Source organism: Methanobacterium sp. CWC-01 (assembly GCF_030323845.1).
Lineage (GTDB): Archaea > Methanobacteriota > Methanobacteria > Methanobacteriales > Methanobacteriaceae > Methanobacterium > Methanobacterium aridiramus.
The window spans coordinates 1459732-1473481 of the sequence record NZ_CP040735.1 but is presented as its reverse complement, the minus strand read 5'-3'; the positions used below and the strand labels follow the sequence as shown (position 1 = coordinate 1473481).

Here is a 13750-nt window from a genome sequence, read left to right as displayed (position 1 = left end):
GTATCAGCCCTCTGAATGATGCGGAGATAGATTTAAGACACCTTCTCAACCGGGGCTACCCCCAGAAGGGTGCCCTTAACTTCGTAGCCGGACACTACCTTTTAGACCAGGACCAGAGAAACTACCTGGCCCGTAAGGTTTCCTCCGACCAGAAGGCCCTGGAAAGAAAGGTCAAAATTGTTGATTTTACTGATCTAAAAGACCAGACCCTCCTCATAGATGGTTACAACGTGCTCATCACCCTGGAGAATGTCCTTCACCACCCGGACACCATCTTGGAAAGTGATGACGGAGTATTAAGGGACACCAAGGCGGTTTTTGGCAAGTACCGACCCCACCCGGATACAGCGAGTACTTTAAACACCCTAATCAGCTTTTTAAGAGAGGCCCAGGTAAGGAGGGTGGACTTCTTCTACGACCGCCCGGTGAGTAAAAGCGGAGAGCTGGCAAAATTGACCAGGGAGATGATGGAAAGGAACCAGTTCCCGGGTAGTGCAACCACCAGTCCCTGTGTAGACCGGGAACTAGCCAAAAACAGTGCAGATACCGTGGTGGCCACCAGCGACGGCCCCCTCATGGATAAGGTGGAGAAAGTGGTGGATCTGCCGGGTTTAATCCGGAATGAACTAAAATAAGTATTTAATTATTTTTCTAAAAAATAAAAAGGAAGTAAAGGTATGGATTTTACTCCATATCTTCCATACGGTCTTCTAATTTTTCTAAGACACCAGGTAGGGTGGTGTACTCCATTTCATCGGCTGGTAGTCGGTGTGGCTCGAAGGGTCCGTGTCGGCGCATGTACTCGGCGATCTCAGAGGCCAGCACCCGGGACCGGTCATAGGCGGGGTCGTCGAACATGTCAGCTGGGCCCACCAATTTGCAGTCGGAGATCTGGAATCCCAGGGCCATGACCCGTGGTGGTCCGTCGAATCGTACTGGATAAGCGTTTTTCTGGGCTACGGGCATCAGTGGTCCGTTATGGGAGCCCCTCATCCAGCCACCCACCAGGTGGGGGAAGGCGAATGGTTCCACCACTTCACCGGCGGCGGGGAAGCCAGACTGGGATCTTACAATGGCCACTGGGTCGTCCTTACCCACGTACTTACCGGCCATGAGGTTCAGTCGTTCGGTACTCACCGAGGCGGCTATTTCGTTGTCACTTCTTCTCCGGATCCGTTTTATGACGTAGCGGCTGATGGTGCCCAGGAGGGCCACCAGGTCGTACATCTCGTCGGGGCAGGTCATTTTAACCTTCTTGTGCTCCATGACGTCGAATACTTCGAATTCAAATCCTCCGTGCAGGGAGGGGTCGATGACCAGGCCGGCGGTGGTGAAGGGGTCAGCGAACATTTTAAACAACGGCATGTTAAATGCGCCGGGTTCGGTCTTGTCACAGCAGAAGACCACTACCGGGTCGCTGGGCCGTTCTTTGAATTCCATCTCGGCACAGCCAGGTCCCATTCCCTTGATATTACCGGAGAATGTATCAGAAAGCAGGTCCTGTCCCGCACCATAGAGTTTAAGTTCCTTGGCCACGGCAGTGGCTTCGATAAAGGCATTCCAGGCCAGTTCGTGGACTTCCTCATTTTCTTCACCGTTACGGTGGGTCATGATGAGTTCGGTGTCGTCACCACAGTTGGTGACATAATAGTCTTCCAGGAGTCCTTCTTCCTTGGCTTTGCCCAGGATATCTTCACATTTTTTCAGTAAGGCGGGATGGGCCAGCCCGTGCCCGGCGATACTTCCAACATCTGCTTTTATTACACTAACGGTGGTTTTCATAGCACAATACCTCCAAATAAATTTGTAACATTTCTAAAACAGCATTAAAAAGCTGAAGGGTGGTCACCTTAGATTTATAATCTGTGAATTGGTTTTTTTAGTTTTTTTAAAGTAGGGGTGATTTTTAATTCATTAAATGACCCAAAGGCAGCTTTTAGCTGTGCTTTTTAACCCTTTAGTATGGTGAACTATATTGTGAGGTGCATATAAAATTTACTACTCACCAAATCCTCTGGTCAAACAGAGTCCAACTTACCCCGTACCTCCCGGGCCATCTCCAGGGTGGATGAACTTCCCCCCAGGTCCGGAGTGAGAACCCGTCCTTCCTCTAAGACCATTAGAAGGGCTTTTTCAAGTTTGGTGGCGGCATCTTCTTCTTTCAGGTGGCGCAGCATCATCACCACCGAGAGCAGCATGGCGGTGGGGTTGGCTACATTATGACCAGCGATGTCCGGAGCCGAACCATGCACCGGCTCAAACAGGCTATTCTTATCGCCAATATTAGCTGAGGGCACCATACCCAGCCCCCCCACCAGGCCCGCTCCCTCATCGGAGAGTATATCCCCGAAGAGGTTGGTGGTGACCAGTACCTGGAAGCGCTGGGGATTTTTAACCAGGAACATGGCCGCGGCGTCCACGTAGAGTTCCTCGGCCTCCACCTCCGGGTGATTCTCTGCCGCTTGGTAGAAGGCCTCCCGGAATATTCCATCGGTTTTCTTTAAAACGTTGGCTTTGTGTACCGCGGTGACCAGTTCAAACCCATTCTCTTGGGCCTGTCTGAAGGCAAATTCACATATGCGCCGGGAGGCTTTTCTGGTTACCACCCGCAGGGCCTGAGCCCCCTCCGGGGTGTATTGTTCCCGGCCGGCGTAGAGTCCCTCGGTGTTCTCCCTTACAATCAGAAAGTCCAGATCCGGATAGAGGGAGTCTATGCCGGGATAGGATTTAACCGGCCTTAGATTAGCGTACAGATCCAGCTCCTTTCTCAGGGTGAGGATGGCACTCTTCTGGCCAGGCACAGTAGTTACCGCCCCGAATAGGGTGGCGTCACTTTGCAGGGCCAGGTCGATGGTCTGGGAGGGTATGGTGGTTCCCAGTTTCTGGAAACAGGCGTTACCGGCCATGGCCGAAAAAAATTCCATATCCGGGCCCATTGCCTCTAAAACGAGTAAGGCCGCCTCCATCACCTCCGGCCCGACGCCGTCCCCGGGTATCACGCATATTCTATACATGGTAAACTTACTCCTCCTTGATTAAATTTTTTCCTCGCACAAACTATATTTTACAGAAAATACATAATAAAAGTTCCAACAGCCTAGTTATAAGATCAGAATTTATTTTTTAAACTGGATATTTGTTTAAATTTAGCCAAGGGGAGGCATGATCATGGAAGTGCAGAAGAATGTAGAGAGACTCATTCAGACCTTGAAAGACGAGGATGAACTGGTGCAGTTACAGTCCCTTTCACTTTTAGAAGAAATAGGTGGACCAGCGGTGGATCAACTTATTCAGGCCCTGGATGATGACAATAAAAACATACGGAAAGGAGCCGCCCGTGTGCTGGGAGAGATTGGTGATAACAGCGCCATAGAACCTTTGATCCATGCCCTCAGTGATGAGAACAAGTGGGTGAGGAGGGAGGCCTCCACCGCCCTGAGTAAGATGGGTGACCAAGCAGTGGATCCCCTGATCAGGATTTTAGAGGATGATGACTGGAGGATTAGAGGAGCAGCGGCTTGGGCCCTGGGAAACATTAGAAACCAGGCAGCCCTGCAGCCACTGATCAAGGCCATGCAGGATGACAGTGGCTTTGTGCGGGGGGGAGCGGCCTGGGCCCTGGGACAGTTAGGGGGAGAAGAGGCCGAAGCAGCCCTGGAAGCAGCCCTGGATGATAAAAGCGGCTACGTGCGTAAAGTAGCCCAGAACTACTTAAGTCGGGGATAAATTTGAAAGTCACAGTAATGGGTGGGTCTGGCCGGGTGGGTAAGGCAGCGGCCTTCTGTCTGGCCGAGGAGGACCTGGTGGATGAGATGGTTCTCATCTCCCGGGAGAATAGCCTGGACAAGATCAAGGGGGAGTCCCTGGATATGAACGACGCCCTGGCGGCCAAGGATATTCAGGTGAATATCATGGCCTCCTGTGATATGGAAGACATGCATGACTCCCGGGTGGTGGTGCTGGCCGCTGGAGTCCCCCGCCAGAATGGGATGTCACGCCAGGACCTGGCCGGGACCAACGCTCAAATCGTGGCCCATTACGCCCGGCAGATTGCCAAATACGCCCCTGACTCCATTATACTGGTGGTCACCAATCCGGTGGATGTCATGACCTACATCGCCCTTAAAGAGTCCGGATTTTCCAGGAATAAGGTCATGGGCCTGGGGAACCACCTGGACTCTCTGCGGCTTAAAAACCTCATGTCCAAACATTTCGACATACACGTCAGCGAGATACACACCCGTGTGATCGGGGAACATGGGGATAACATGGTGCCCCTCCTGACCTCCACCACCATCGGCGGTATCCCGGTGGAACGCTTCCGCAACTACGACAGTTTCGACATCAACCAGATTGTGGAGAAGGTTAAAAGTGCCGGGGAGTACGTCATCAGCATGAAGGGCTCCACCGAGTACGGCCCGGCCTTCGCCATTTCCAACATCGTCAACGTCATCTTGAAGGATGAGAAGAAGATCTTAACCGTCACCAGTTACCTGGATGGTGAGATTGAAGATGTACACGACGTGTGCCTGGGGGTGCCGGTTAAACTGGGAATCGAGGGTGTGGAGAAGATAGTTCCCATTAAAATGAGTCAGGACGAGAAAGAATCCTTTTTAGAGGCAGTGAAGGTTGTTAAAGCCACCACTCTGGAAGTTTTAACCAAATTTCAGGAAGAGGAATAGGCAGCGAGTCGTTGCGAAGAATAAATAATAAATATGTGGGTTTTGAAAAACCCTCTGAATCTTTTTTTAGGTTATGCCCAGGCTTTTTTTGTAATAGTTCACCCTGGCACGGTCCGTGTTGTTACTATCGTTACTGGTTGGTTTGGTCACGCTGCGGGTGTTGTTTACCCGGGTGGTGATGTTGGTGGAGTGATTACCACTGAAGTAGCTGGTGCTGAGGTTGGTGGTGTTCATGGTGATCTCACCGGAATTCATGGTGGCCACCAGGTAGCTGATGAATCCCACCATAAGGATGATCATAAAAATGAGTCCCAGGGTCAGCTTCTCCATATTAAATCACACATCAAGTTGAGATTCGTTGTTGTTAGTGTCATTTCCGTCTATTATTGGTTTGGTTTGATTGTCAGTGGGGGTTGTGGTGGGGGTGCTCTGAGTGGGGCTGGTAATAGTGCGGGTGGTGTTTATTTTGGTTACGGTGGTGTTATCTGTGGTGTTGTTAGTCAAGTTGAGGCCGAAATCACTGATATCCATGGTAATGGCCAGATAACTTAAGAAACCTCCCAGCAGTATGATCATGACGATGAGGCCCATGGTAAGCTTTTCCATTAATCAATCTCCTAGATTTTATCTTTTGTATTGGGTTGTACCAATTACTAAATAAAGATTGTGCCCTACAGAAAGATTTATATAAATGTTCAATTATATCATTCTTTATCCTTTGTATATTAAACATTGTATAAAAATTCTCTTTATGATGAATTATATTTCAGGGGCAGCCCTGGTCGGAAATTATTTTCCGGTAACTATATATGATACATTTTTCCAAATATATCCAGCCAACGCTCCTTAAGTTTTACATTAAAAGAAGGTATGGACATGATCAGGATAGGGATTCTAGACTTGCAGGGAGATGTTTCCGAACATCTGGAAATGACTACCCGGACCCTGGAGAAAATGGGGATAGAAGCAGAAGCCGTGAAGATAAAGTCCCCCTCCGAGGTGGCCGATTGTCAGGGGATCATCATCTCCGGTGGAGAGAGCACCATCATCGGCAAGCTCCTACAGGAAGAGGGAATTGACCAGGTCATCCGGGATAGGAAGATCCCGGTGATGGGAACCTGTGCCGGTATGGTGCTTTTGGCCAGTGCAACAGACTACCAGCAACCCCTGCTTAACCTGATTCCCATGAAAGTAAAAAGAAATGGCTTCGGACGCCAGAAGCTTTCATTCCAACAGGAGATAGAAATATTTGACCAGAAATATCCGGGAATATTCATCAGAGCCCCCTACGCCTATGAAGTTCCCCCTGAGGTGGAAGTCCTCTCTCAAATTCAAGATAAAGTGGTGGCAGTGAGGTACCAGAACAACCTGGCATTATCATTCCACCCGGAACTATCAGATGATACCAGGATGCATGAATACTTTATAAAGGAGGTAGCAAAGTGTGTGGAATAGCCGGAGTAGTATATAAAGATAAAAAACTTCACCCTGTAGGCAAAGTACTGACCAAGATGCTGGACGCCCTGCAGCACCGGGGCCCTGACTCAGCAGGGTTCGCTTTATACGGAGGTCTGGGACTGGAAGAGAATGAGTACCTCTTAAACATCGAGGTTAAAGAAAAACCCGGACTCCTGGAAAAGGTAAAAGATACGGTGAGCCTGGCCACCCCTATAAAAACCGAGGAAATCATTCCTTCCGTGGAGAACTACAACATCTACCGGTGCAAGATCTCTTTAAACTCTTTTTCGGAGTTAAAGCCCATGATCATGGATATCGATGCCATTGATGATGTGATAGTCCTCAACGGGGCTCATTCATTCGAGATGATCAAAGATGTGGGATTGGTGAAGGACATCGCCCAGCGATATGACACCTACTCCAAAATGGGAACCCATGCCATCGGCCACACCCGGTTCTCCACCGAGAGTATCGTGGACCGCTACCACGCCCACCCCTTCCAGAGCTACATCATTCCCGACATCACCGTAGTCCATAACGGCCAGATAACCAACTACTGGAAGATCAGAGACCCCCTGGAACGTAAGGGACATATATTTGAGACCACCAACGACACCGAGTGCATCGTGCACTACATCGCTGACAAACTATCCCAGGACTACCGCCTGGAGGAGGCCCTGGAACAGTCCGTGAAGGACATGGACGGACCCTTCTCCTACATCGTGGGAACCCCCAATGGAGTGGGAATCGCCAAGGACCAGCTGGGATTAAGACCAGGGGTTATGGCTGAAAACGATGAAGTGTTCGCCATCGCCTCGGAAGAGGTGTCCCTGAGGGAAGTAATGGACACCCGGGAGATAGACCAGATCGCCCCGGGAGAAGTGAGGGCCTACACCATTTGAGGTGACTATCATGCAGGAATTCACAATAGATGCCGGGGGAAAGCCACCCCGGGAAGTTAACCGTACACTTAAAGAGAAAGCCGCCGAATATAAACGGATCGTTATTGAAAACCCCAACGCCGCCCATTACCTGGTGGCGGGACTCACCGAAGCTGTGGAGGTGGAGATAGCTGGCTCGGCCGGTTACTTCGTAGCCACCATGATCCACGGAGCCCGGGTGCACATCCAGGGCAACGCCGGCTGGTTCCCCGCCGACAACATGACCGAGGGGGAAGTGGTAATCGAAGGATCCGCCGGTGATGGCGTGGGCCAGGGAATATACGGCGGCACGGTGGTGGTGAAAAGGGATGTTGGATCCCGTACCGGAGAGATAATGAAAAACGGGACCATCATCGTCGGTGGTAACTCGGGGTTCATGAGTGGACTGTTCATGATGGGAGGACGCATCATCGTCCTGGGGGATATAGCCCGGGATGCCGGTGAATCCATCATCCGGGGAGCCATCTACGTGGGTGGTGAAATAGAGAGCCTGGGCAAAAACGCCAAGGTGGAGGAACTGGAAGAGGAGGAACGGGAGGAACTAAAGAAACTCCTACCCACCTACGGATTCCGCTTAGAAGAGTCCCAGTACCAGAAATTCCGGAAGATTGTACCCCGGAGTAAAAGACCCTTCTACGGAAAGGAAACAGAGGAGGGATGAAGTATGAACCATCAGGATAACAAAGTGGCCATGGTAGGTACTCCCTGCCAGATCATAGCCGCCGGAAAGATGAACCACTTCCAGGATGTCCTGGGCGAGTCCCCGGTGGACATTAAGGTGGGACTGTTCTGTATGGAGAACTTCTCCTACCACTATCTGAACCAGCTCCTGGAGGAGCATGACATACAGCTGAAGGATGTCGCTGAATGTCGGGTGGAGAAGGGACACATGTGGTTCTACCTCACCGACGGCCAGGTCCTGAAGATCCCCCTGAAGGAGGCCAAGACCTGCATGCGTAAAAACTGTGAGGTGTGCATGGATTACACCTCCGAGTTATCGGACCTATCGGTGGGTTCGGTGGGATCCCCGGCGGGATGGTCCACGGTAATCGCCCGGACCGTGAAGGGAATGGAGTTACTCAAAAAAGCCGAGGAAGATAACTACATCGAAACCAGGCCCCTGACTGACTCCGGCCTGGAACTTATCAAAAAATTAGCCACACAGAAGAAAGAGGAGAACCAGAAGGAGATTAAAAAACGGGAAGCTGTGGCCCGGCCAGTTCTATACCGCCGGTTCATCACTGATAAACAGTTCCGGGAAGAAGTGGCCCAGTGCCAGTTCGAGGACCTCAAGGCCGACGTCATTGACGTGGGGACCTGTGTGCTCTGCGGGGCCTGTGAATACACCTGCCCCGAGAACATCGTGAAGATCGAGGATCGTAAACCCCGTATCAGGGGCCAGTGCCCACCGGATTGTAACCTGTGCTACGTGGCTTGCCCCCGGACTTATCTGCCGGTGGAGGTGGCCAGCCAGGACTTGGACCACAAGCCCCTGGGAGACTACCTGAAGATCGTCTCGGCCAAGGCCTCCCTGGTGAAGGGACAGGATGGAGGAGTGGCTACGGCCCTATTGAACTACGCCCTCAGCAAGGAACTGGTGGACCAGGTGCTGGTGGTGGATAAGAGCAGCGCCGAACCCTGGAAGCCAGAAGTTAAACTTACCCGGGATACCGATGATGTGATCAAGGCTTCCGGTACCAAATACGCGGCCTGTCCGGTGTTTAAAGGACTAAAAACCATGAAGGAGGAGTTATAGTTGCCATTTAAAGTTGAGAGAAACCACGAACTTTGCCGGAGGAACTTCGACCGGCCTGGTTGCTGCTGGTACATGTGCGATGACCGGGATGAGAACCTGTGTCGTAACTGCTACTCCTGTTACAATAACTGCCCCCACGATGTTTACGAGATCATCGATGACGAGCCCTACCCCATACACCATGAAAAGTGTGTTGGTTGCCGTATCTGTGAGGAAATGTGTCCCAACAATGCCATAGAGGTTAACTCCGTGCCGGAGGACCGTAGGAATGTGTGGTCCCTCACCGACCTCACCGAAATAAACCGCAAGGCCACCGAGGGGTCCTACAAGGTCCGGGGCTGTGGTGCCACCCGGGTGATACCCACCTTCGATGACCTGGTCATCGTACCGGCCCAGGTGTCCCGGCCACCCATCGACAAGTACCGGGAACCCTGCAACACCCGGGTAGTTCTGGGCAGCCGTTACGCGGAGAACCCTCTGGTACTGGACACCCCCATCATGATCGGTGCCATGTCCTTCGGTGCCCTTTCCAAGGAGGCTAAGATCGCCCTGGCCATAGGATCCACCCTGGCTGGCACTGCCACCAACACCGGAGAGGGAGGAATGCTACCTGAGGAGCGTAAATACGCCTCAAAACTCATTGCCCAGTACGCCTCAGGACGGTTCGGGGTCTCGGCCCAGTACCTCAACAACTCCGAGGCCATCGAGATCAAGATCGGTCAGGGAGCTAAGTCCGGGATGGGAGGCCACCTCCTGGGAGAAAAGGTCACCGCCGAGGTCTCTAAGATCAGGATGATCCCCGAGGGGACCGATGCCCTGAGCCCCGCCCGGCACATGGACATCGTGGGACCCGAGGACCTGAACATGAAGATCTCCCAGTTACGGGAGATATCCGACTGGAAGGTGCCCATCATGGTAAAATTCACCAGTGGCCGGGTCAGTGATGATGTGAAGATCGCAGCCAAGGCCGGAGCCGATATCATCGTGGTGGATGGTATGCAGGGAGGAACCGGAGCCGGACCCGACATAGTCACCGAACACTCCGGAGTCCCCACCATCGCCGCCATCGTGGAGGCCGATGAGGCCCTGAAACACATCAACCTCCGGGACCAGGTCAGCCTGGTGGCTGCCGGTGGTGTCCGGAATGGGGCTGATGTGGCCAAGGCCATTGCCCTGGGTGCTGATGCCTGTTATATTGCCACCAGCGCCCTGGTCAGTATTGGCTGCCGGGTGTGTCAGATGTGCTACGCTGGCACCTGCCGTAAGGGTATCGCCACCCAGAACCCCAACCTGCGCCGCAGACTGGACTACATGGAGGGTGGTAAACGGGTGGCCCGCTACATAGAGGCCATGACCGAAGAAGCAGTAATGTTAACCCAGCAGGCCGGTAACACTGATCTGTTGAAGCTGGAAAAGGACGACCTCCGGGCCCTCACCGTGGAGTCCTCCCTCCTGACCGGGGTTAAGATGGCCGGACTGGAAGCACCCCTCAGGGGTTAAATCCCCTGAAAATCTTTTTTTATTTTAAATTATTAATTTTATTTTAGCTTACTTTAACTGGGAAATGTTTTACCAAAAATATATATGCCAGGTAACCCCAACCGGAAATATGTTTCCTATATCCTACAACCGTGGGATGGAGGAGATTCTTTGTTAAGAATTTTATAGTGTATTGGAGGAAATTTACTATGGATCCCATTTTTAGTTCAGGTGATACGGCCTGGATGCTTATATCAACAGCTCTGGTTATTTTAATGACCATACCCGGTGTGGCCCTCTTCTACGGAGGGCTTATCAGACGAGAAAACGTGTTAAACACCATGTTCCTGTCATTTGTTACCTTCGCCATCGTCAGTGTACTGTGGTTTGTCTACGGCTACGACCTGGCCTTTGGTAATAGTATCGGAGGAATTATTGGACAGCTAACCAACCCCTTCTTTGCCGGGGTGGTGGAATCCAACTCCCTGTCCACCCTGGCACCCACCATACCCACGGGGCTCTTTGCCATCTTCCAGATGACCTTCGCCGCCATCACCGTGGCCCTCATCAGCGGGGCCATTGTGGAGCGGGCCAAGTTCGCAGCCTGGCTGGCCTTCATACCCCTGTGGTTAACCCTGGTCTACCTTCCGGTGGCCCACTGGATGTGGGGTGGAGGCTGGTTATACCAGCTGGGTGCCCTGGACTTCGCCGGAGGAATAGTGGTGCACCTGACCTCAGGTATAGCGGCCCTGGTCCTGGTAATACTTATCGGCGTTCGTAAAAACTCCAAGCTACTCCCCCACCACCTGGGATATTCAGTGATTGGTACTGGTCTATTATGGTTTGGATGGTTTGGATTCAACGCTGGTTCCGCCCTGGGAGCCAGTAACCTGGCAGTATCGGCCATGATCGTCACCAACACCTCGGCGGCCATGGGTATGCTGGGCTGGATACTGATGGACAAACTCAAAACCGGGAAACCCACCCTCCTGGGAGCTTTATCCGGTGCAATAGCCGGTTTAGCCGCCATCACCCCCGCCGCCGGTTACGTGAACGTTACCGCCGCCATGATCATCGGTTTCGTGGCCTCCATCATCAGCTACTACGCCGTTTCCCATCTCAAACCTTTACTGGGGTACGACGATGCCCTGGACGTGTTCGGTATCCATGGAGTGTGCGGTATTGTGGGCAGCCTGGCGGTGGGTATCTTCGCCACCCCCCTCATCAACAGCCTCATCACCGGGGGACTGGTGGCCGGAAACCCGGCCCAGATAGGAATCCAGGCCCTGGCCATTGGAGTGGTGGCTCTGTACACCGTGGTGGTCACCTTCCTTATCGGCAAGCTCATTGACCGCTTCATTGGCCTGAGAGTGGAGGATAGCCACGAAGTACAGGGACTGGACCTTAACCTCCACGAGGAATCTGGTTACAGGCTATCCTAAAACACTTAAGGGATGATCTTTATACCAAGATAGAAGAGAAGCTAGGTGGGATATAATCTATGAAAAGGATAATCGCTATCATCCGGCCCGACCGGCTGGAAAACATGAAGCAAGCCCTGGAAGAGGTGGGGATTCATGGGATGACCATCTCCGAGGTGAAGGGACGAGGCCGGCAGCTGGGGATCACCGAAAGTTATCGGGGACAGGACTACAAGGTGGACCTCTTGCCCAAGACCCGCATCGAGATCGTGACCCCCCAGGACCAGGTGGAAACCGTCATCAACACCATAGTGCAGAGTGCCCAGACCGGTTGTATCGGGGATGGGAAGATCTTCGTATCCCCGGTGGAGGAAGTGATCCGCATCCGAACCGGAGAACGTGGGGAGAAGGCTATTTAGCCTTTTTATTTATTTTTTTTAGGGAAATAGTTTATTTTTAGAAATTTTTTTCAAGTTCAAAGTTCTTAAAACAATTTATTAAATATATTTTTGGATAATGGTCCTAGGATCTGGTACTATTGATGTACATTGAACCAGCTAATCCGGACAGTTGATGATCAGTTGCAGGGTAATTGATGCTGATCCTGGATGGTTAAGGGAAAGCTTTATATGAGAAGGTGATCAAGAGAATGTTGTCGGAAGTATGTTTCCGATATCCGGCTGGTGAACCTGGTTCATGAGTCTGGAATTTCACTAGCATAGTTTGTATTGATAGAAAAAGTTCGTAAAATGAAATAAATTTTGAATTAGGAGGAAATATCAATGGATCCTGTATTAAACAGTGGGGACACTGCCTGGATGCTGATATCCACGGCACTAGTGGTGCTTATGACCGTGCCAGGGGTGGCATTATTCTACGGTGGTCTCACCAAAAGAACTAACGTGTTAAACACCATGTTCATGTCCCTGGTGGCCTTCGCCATTACCAGCATTATCTGGGTGCTTTACGGTTACCCCTTAGCCTTCGGCTCCGAGAGTTTACTGGGATTTATCGGAAGCCCCGCCAACATATTTACGGCAGTGGGTGTGGATCAGCTGGCCACCCTGGCCCCCACCATACCTGAATTCGTGTACATCGCCTTCCAGATGACCTTCGCCGCCATCACCATTGCCCTGATCTCAGGTGCCCTGGTGGAGCGGATGAAATTCTCCAGCTGGATGGTCTTCATACCCCTGTGGTTAACCCTGGTGTACATACCCATCGCCCACTGGGTGTGGGGTGGAGGCTGGTTGTTCCAGCTGGGTGCCCTGGACTTTGCCGGTGGTACCGTGGTGCACATCAACTCCGGTGTAGCCGCCCTGGCCCTGGCCCTGTTACTGGGTAAAAGGAAAGACACCAAACTGTTACCCCACAACCTGGGCTACTCGGTTATTGGTGCTGCTCTCTTGTGGTTTGGCTGGTTCGGATTCAACGCTGGTTCCGCATTAACCGCCAGTGGACTGGCTGGTTCAGCCTTCCTGGTGACCAACACCGCCGCAGCCGCAGCCATGATCTCCTGGATCGCCATCGACTACTTTAAAACCGGTAAACCCACCCTACTGGGTGGAATATCCGGTGCAGTGGCTGGTTTAGTGGCCATCACCCCGGCGGCGGGTTTTGTAACGGTTCAGGCCGCCATCATTATTGGACTGGTGACCAGTGTGGTCTCCTACTTCGCCATCAGCTTCCTGAAATCCAAACTGGGATACGACGATGCCCTGGACGTTTTTGGTATTCACGGTATGTCTGGCATGTGGGGGGCCCTGGCCACGGGACTGTTCGCCGCGCCCTTCATAAACGCCCTGGGAACCGGATCCTTTTACGGTAACCCCGGACAGATAGTTACCCAGCTAATTGCAGTTGTAGCAGTGGCTGGTTACAGCTTCGCGGCCACCCTCATACTGGGTAAAATAATAGACAAGACCATTGGTCTGCGTGTGGATGATAGAGAAGAAATAGAGGGACTGGACACCCACCTCCACGAGGAGTCCGGTTACCGTATTTAAATGAGGT

At 52.0% G+C, this 13750-nt stretch carries 15 protein-coding genes; 11 read left to right on the top strand and 4 right to left on the bottom strand.

Annotated elements, in window-relative coordinates; all coding sequences use genetic code 11:
• The first annotated feature begins 2 nt into the window (after window positions 1-2).
• Window positions 3-635, top strand: coding sequence for a DUF434 domain-containing protein (locus FGU46_RS07965; protein WP_353619900.1), 633 nt, complete (start codon window positions 3-5; stop codon window positions 633-635).
• Window positions 636-684: 49 nt separating this feature from the next.
• On the opposite strand, the gene fbp is transcribed toward FGU46_RS07965, so the two are convergent.
• On the bottom strand, window positions 685-1782 hold the full coding sequence (fbp, locus tag FGU46_RS07960; RefSeq protein WP_286473802.1) for a fructose-1,6-bisphosphate aldolase/phosphatase: 1098 nt from the start codon (window positions 1780-1782) through the stop codon (window positions 685-687).
• A 236-nt stretch (window positions 1783-2018) separates the two neighbouring features.
• Complete coding sequence (locus FGU46_RS07955; RefSeq protein ID WP_286473800.1) at window positions 2019-3014, bottom strand: isocitrate/isopropylmalate family dehydrogenase; 996 nt, start codon at window positions 3012-3014, stop codon at window positions 2019-2021.
• A gap of 154 nt (window positions 3015-3168) precedes the next feature.
• Between FGU46_RS07955 and FGU46_RS07950 the strand changes: the two genes are divergently transcribed.
• Both FGU46_RS07950 and FGU46_RS07945 read left to right on the top strand, forming a co-directional pair.
• Window positions 3169-3726: a HEAT repeat domain-containing protein gene (locus FGU46_RS07950; protein ID WP_286473798.1), complete on the top strand. Its 558-nt coding sequence runs from the start codon at window positions 3169-3171 to the stop codon at window positions 3724-3726.
• Window positions 3727-3728: 2 nt separating this feature from the next.
• Window positions 3729-4682 carry a malate dehydrogenase gene (locus tag FGU46_RS07945; RefSeq protein WP_286473796.1) on the top strand — a complete coding sequence of 318 codons (954 nt, stop codon included), beginning with the start codon at window positions 3729-3731 and terminating at the stop codon, window positions 4680-4682.
• 66 nt (window positions 4683-4748) lie between these two features.
• On the opposite strand, the gene FGU46_RS07940 is transcribed toward FGU46_RS07945, so the two are convergent.
• Both FGU46_RS07940 and FGU46_RS07935 read right to left on the bottom strand, forming a co-directional pair.
• On the bottom strand, window positions 4749-5012 hold the full coding sequence (locus FGU46_RS07940; protein ID WP_286473794.1) for a hypothetical protein: 264 nt from the start codon (window positions 5010-5012) through the stop codon (window positions 4749-4751).
• 6 nt (window positions 5013-5018) lie between these two features.
• On the bottom strand, window positions 5019-5288 hold the full coding sequence (locus tag FGU46_RS07935; RefSeq protein ID WP_286473792.1) for a hypothetical protein: 270 nt from the start codon (window positions 5286-5288) through the stop codon (window positions 5019-5021).
• Between the two features lie 270 nt (window positions 5289-5558).
• On the opposite strand from FGU46_RS07935, the gene pdxT reads away from it, so the two are divergent.
• From pdxT to FGU46_RS07895, 8 genes are all read left to right on the top strand, one after another.
• Window positions 5559-6137: a pyridoxal 5'-phosphate synthase glutaminase subunit PdxT gene (gene pdxT, locus FGU46_RS07930; RefSeq protein ID WP_286473790.1), complete on the top strand. Its 579-nt coding sequence runs from the start codon at window positions 5559-5561 to the stop codon at window positions 6135-6137.
• Window positions 6125-7042, top strand: a complete 918-nt coding sequence (locus FGU46_RS07925; protein WP_286473788.1) for a class II glutamine amidotransferase domain-containing protein — start codon at window positions 6125-6127, stop codon at window positions 7040-7042. Before pdxT ends, FGU46_RS07925 begins: the two co-directional genes overlap by 13 nt.
• Window positions 7043-7052: 10 nt before the next feature.
• Window positions 7053-7742: a GltB/FmdC/FwdC-like GXGXG domain-containing protein gene (locus tag FGU46_RS07920; RefSeq protein WP_286473786.1), complete on the top strand. Its 690-nt coding sequence runs from the start codon at window positions 7053-7055 to the stop codon at window positions 7740-7742.
• Window positions 7743-7745: 3 nt separating this feature from the next.
• Window positions 7746-8837 carry a Coenzyme F420 hydrogenase/dehydrogenase, beta subunit C-terminal domain gene (locus FGU46_RS07915; protein WP_286473784.1) on the top strand — a complete coding sequence of 364 codons (1092 nt, stop codon included), beginning with the start codon at window positions 7746-7748 and terminating at the stop codon, window positions 8835-8837.
• On the top strand, window positions 8838-10337 hold the full coding sequence (locus tag FGU46_RS07910) for a glutamate synthase-related protein (protein ID WP_286473782.1): 1500 nt from the start codon (window positions 8838-8840) through the stop codon (window positions 10335-10337). It begins immediately after the preceding gene.
• A gap of 188 nt (window positions 10338-10525) precedes the next feature.
• A complete protein-coding gene (locus FGU46_RS07905; RefSeq protein WP_286473780.1) occupies window positions 10526-11758 on the top strand; it encodes an ammonium transporter in 1233 nt (410 codons plus the stop codon).
• Between the two features lie 59 nt (window positions 11759-11817).
• Window positions 11818-12156 (top strand): P-II family nitrogen regulator, encoded by a 339-nt coding sequence (locus FGU46_RS07900; protein ID WP_286473777.1) that lies wholly within the window; start codon window positions 11818-11820, stop codon window positions 12154-12156.
• Between the two features lie 363 nt (window positions 12157-12519).
• The gene (locus FGU46_RS07895; RefSeq protein ID WP_286473774.1) at window positions 12520-13743 is read left to right on the top strand and encodes an ammonium transporter; all 1224 of its coding nucleotides are present in this window, start codon (window positions 12520-12522) and stop codon (window positions 13741-13743) included.
• Window positions 13744-13750 lie beyond the last annotated feature (7 nt).

Bases quoted from the DNA above. Each gene is read 5' to 3' on its own strand.
- FGU46_RS07955 (WP_286473800.1), bottom strand. From the start codon at position 3,014: ATGTATAGAATATGCGTGATACCCGGGGACGGCGTCGGGCCGGAGGTG.
- FGU46_RS07935 (WP_286473792.1), bottom strand. From the start codon at position 5,288: ATGGAAAAGCTTACCATGGGCCTCATCGTCATGATCATACTGCTGGGA.
- FGU46_RS07920 (WP_286473786.1), top strand. From the start codon at position 7,053: ATGCAGGAATTCACAATAGATGCCGGGGGAAAGCCACCCCGGGAAGTT.
- pdxT (WP_286473790.1), top strand. From the start codon at position 5,559: ATGATCAGGATAGGGATTCTAGACTTGCAGGGAGATGTTTCCGAACAT.
- FGU46_RS07900 (WP_286473777.1), top strand. From the start codon at position 11,818: ATGAAAAGGATAATCGCTATCATCCGGCCCGACCGGCTGGAAAACATG.
- fbp (WP_286473802.1), bottom strand. From the start codon at position 1,782: ATGAAAACCACCGTTAGTGTAATAAAAGCAGATGTTGGAAGTATCGCC.
- FGU46_RS07895 (WP_286473774.1), top strand. From the start codon at position 12,520: ATGGATCCTGTATTAAACAGTGGGGACACTGCCTGGATGCTGATATCC.
- FGU46_RS07940 (WP_286473794.1), bottom strand. From the start codon at position 5,012: ATGGAGAAGCTGACCCTGGGACTCATTTTTATGATCATCCTTATGGTG.
- FGU46_RS07915 (WP_286473784.1), top strand. From the start codon at position 7,746: ATGAACCATCAGGATAACAAAGTGGCCATGGTAGGTACTCCCTGCCAG.
- FGU46_RS07905 (WP_286473780.1), top strand. From the start codon at position 10,526: ATGGATCCCATTTTTAGTTCAGGTGATACGGCCTGGATGCTTATATCA.
- FGU46_RS07950 (WP_286473798.1), top strand. From the start codon at position 3,169: ATGGAAGTGCAGAAGAATGTAGAGAGACTCATTCAGACCTTGAAAGAC.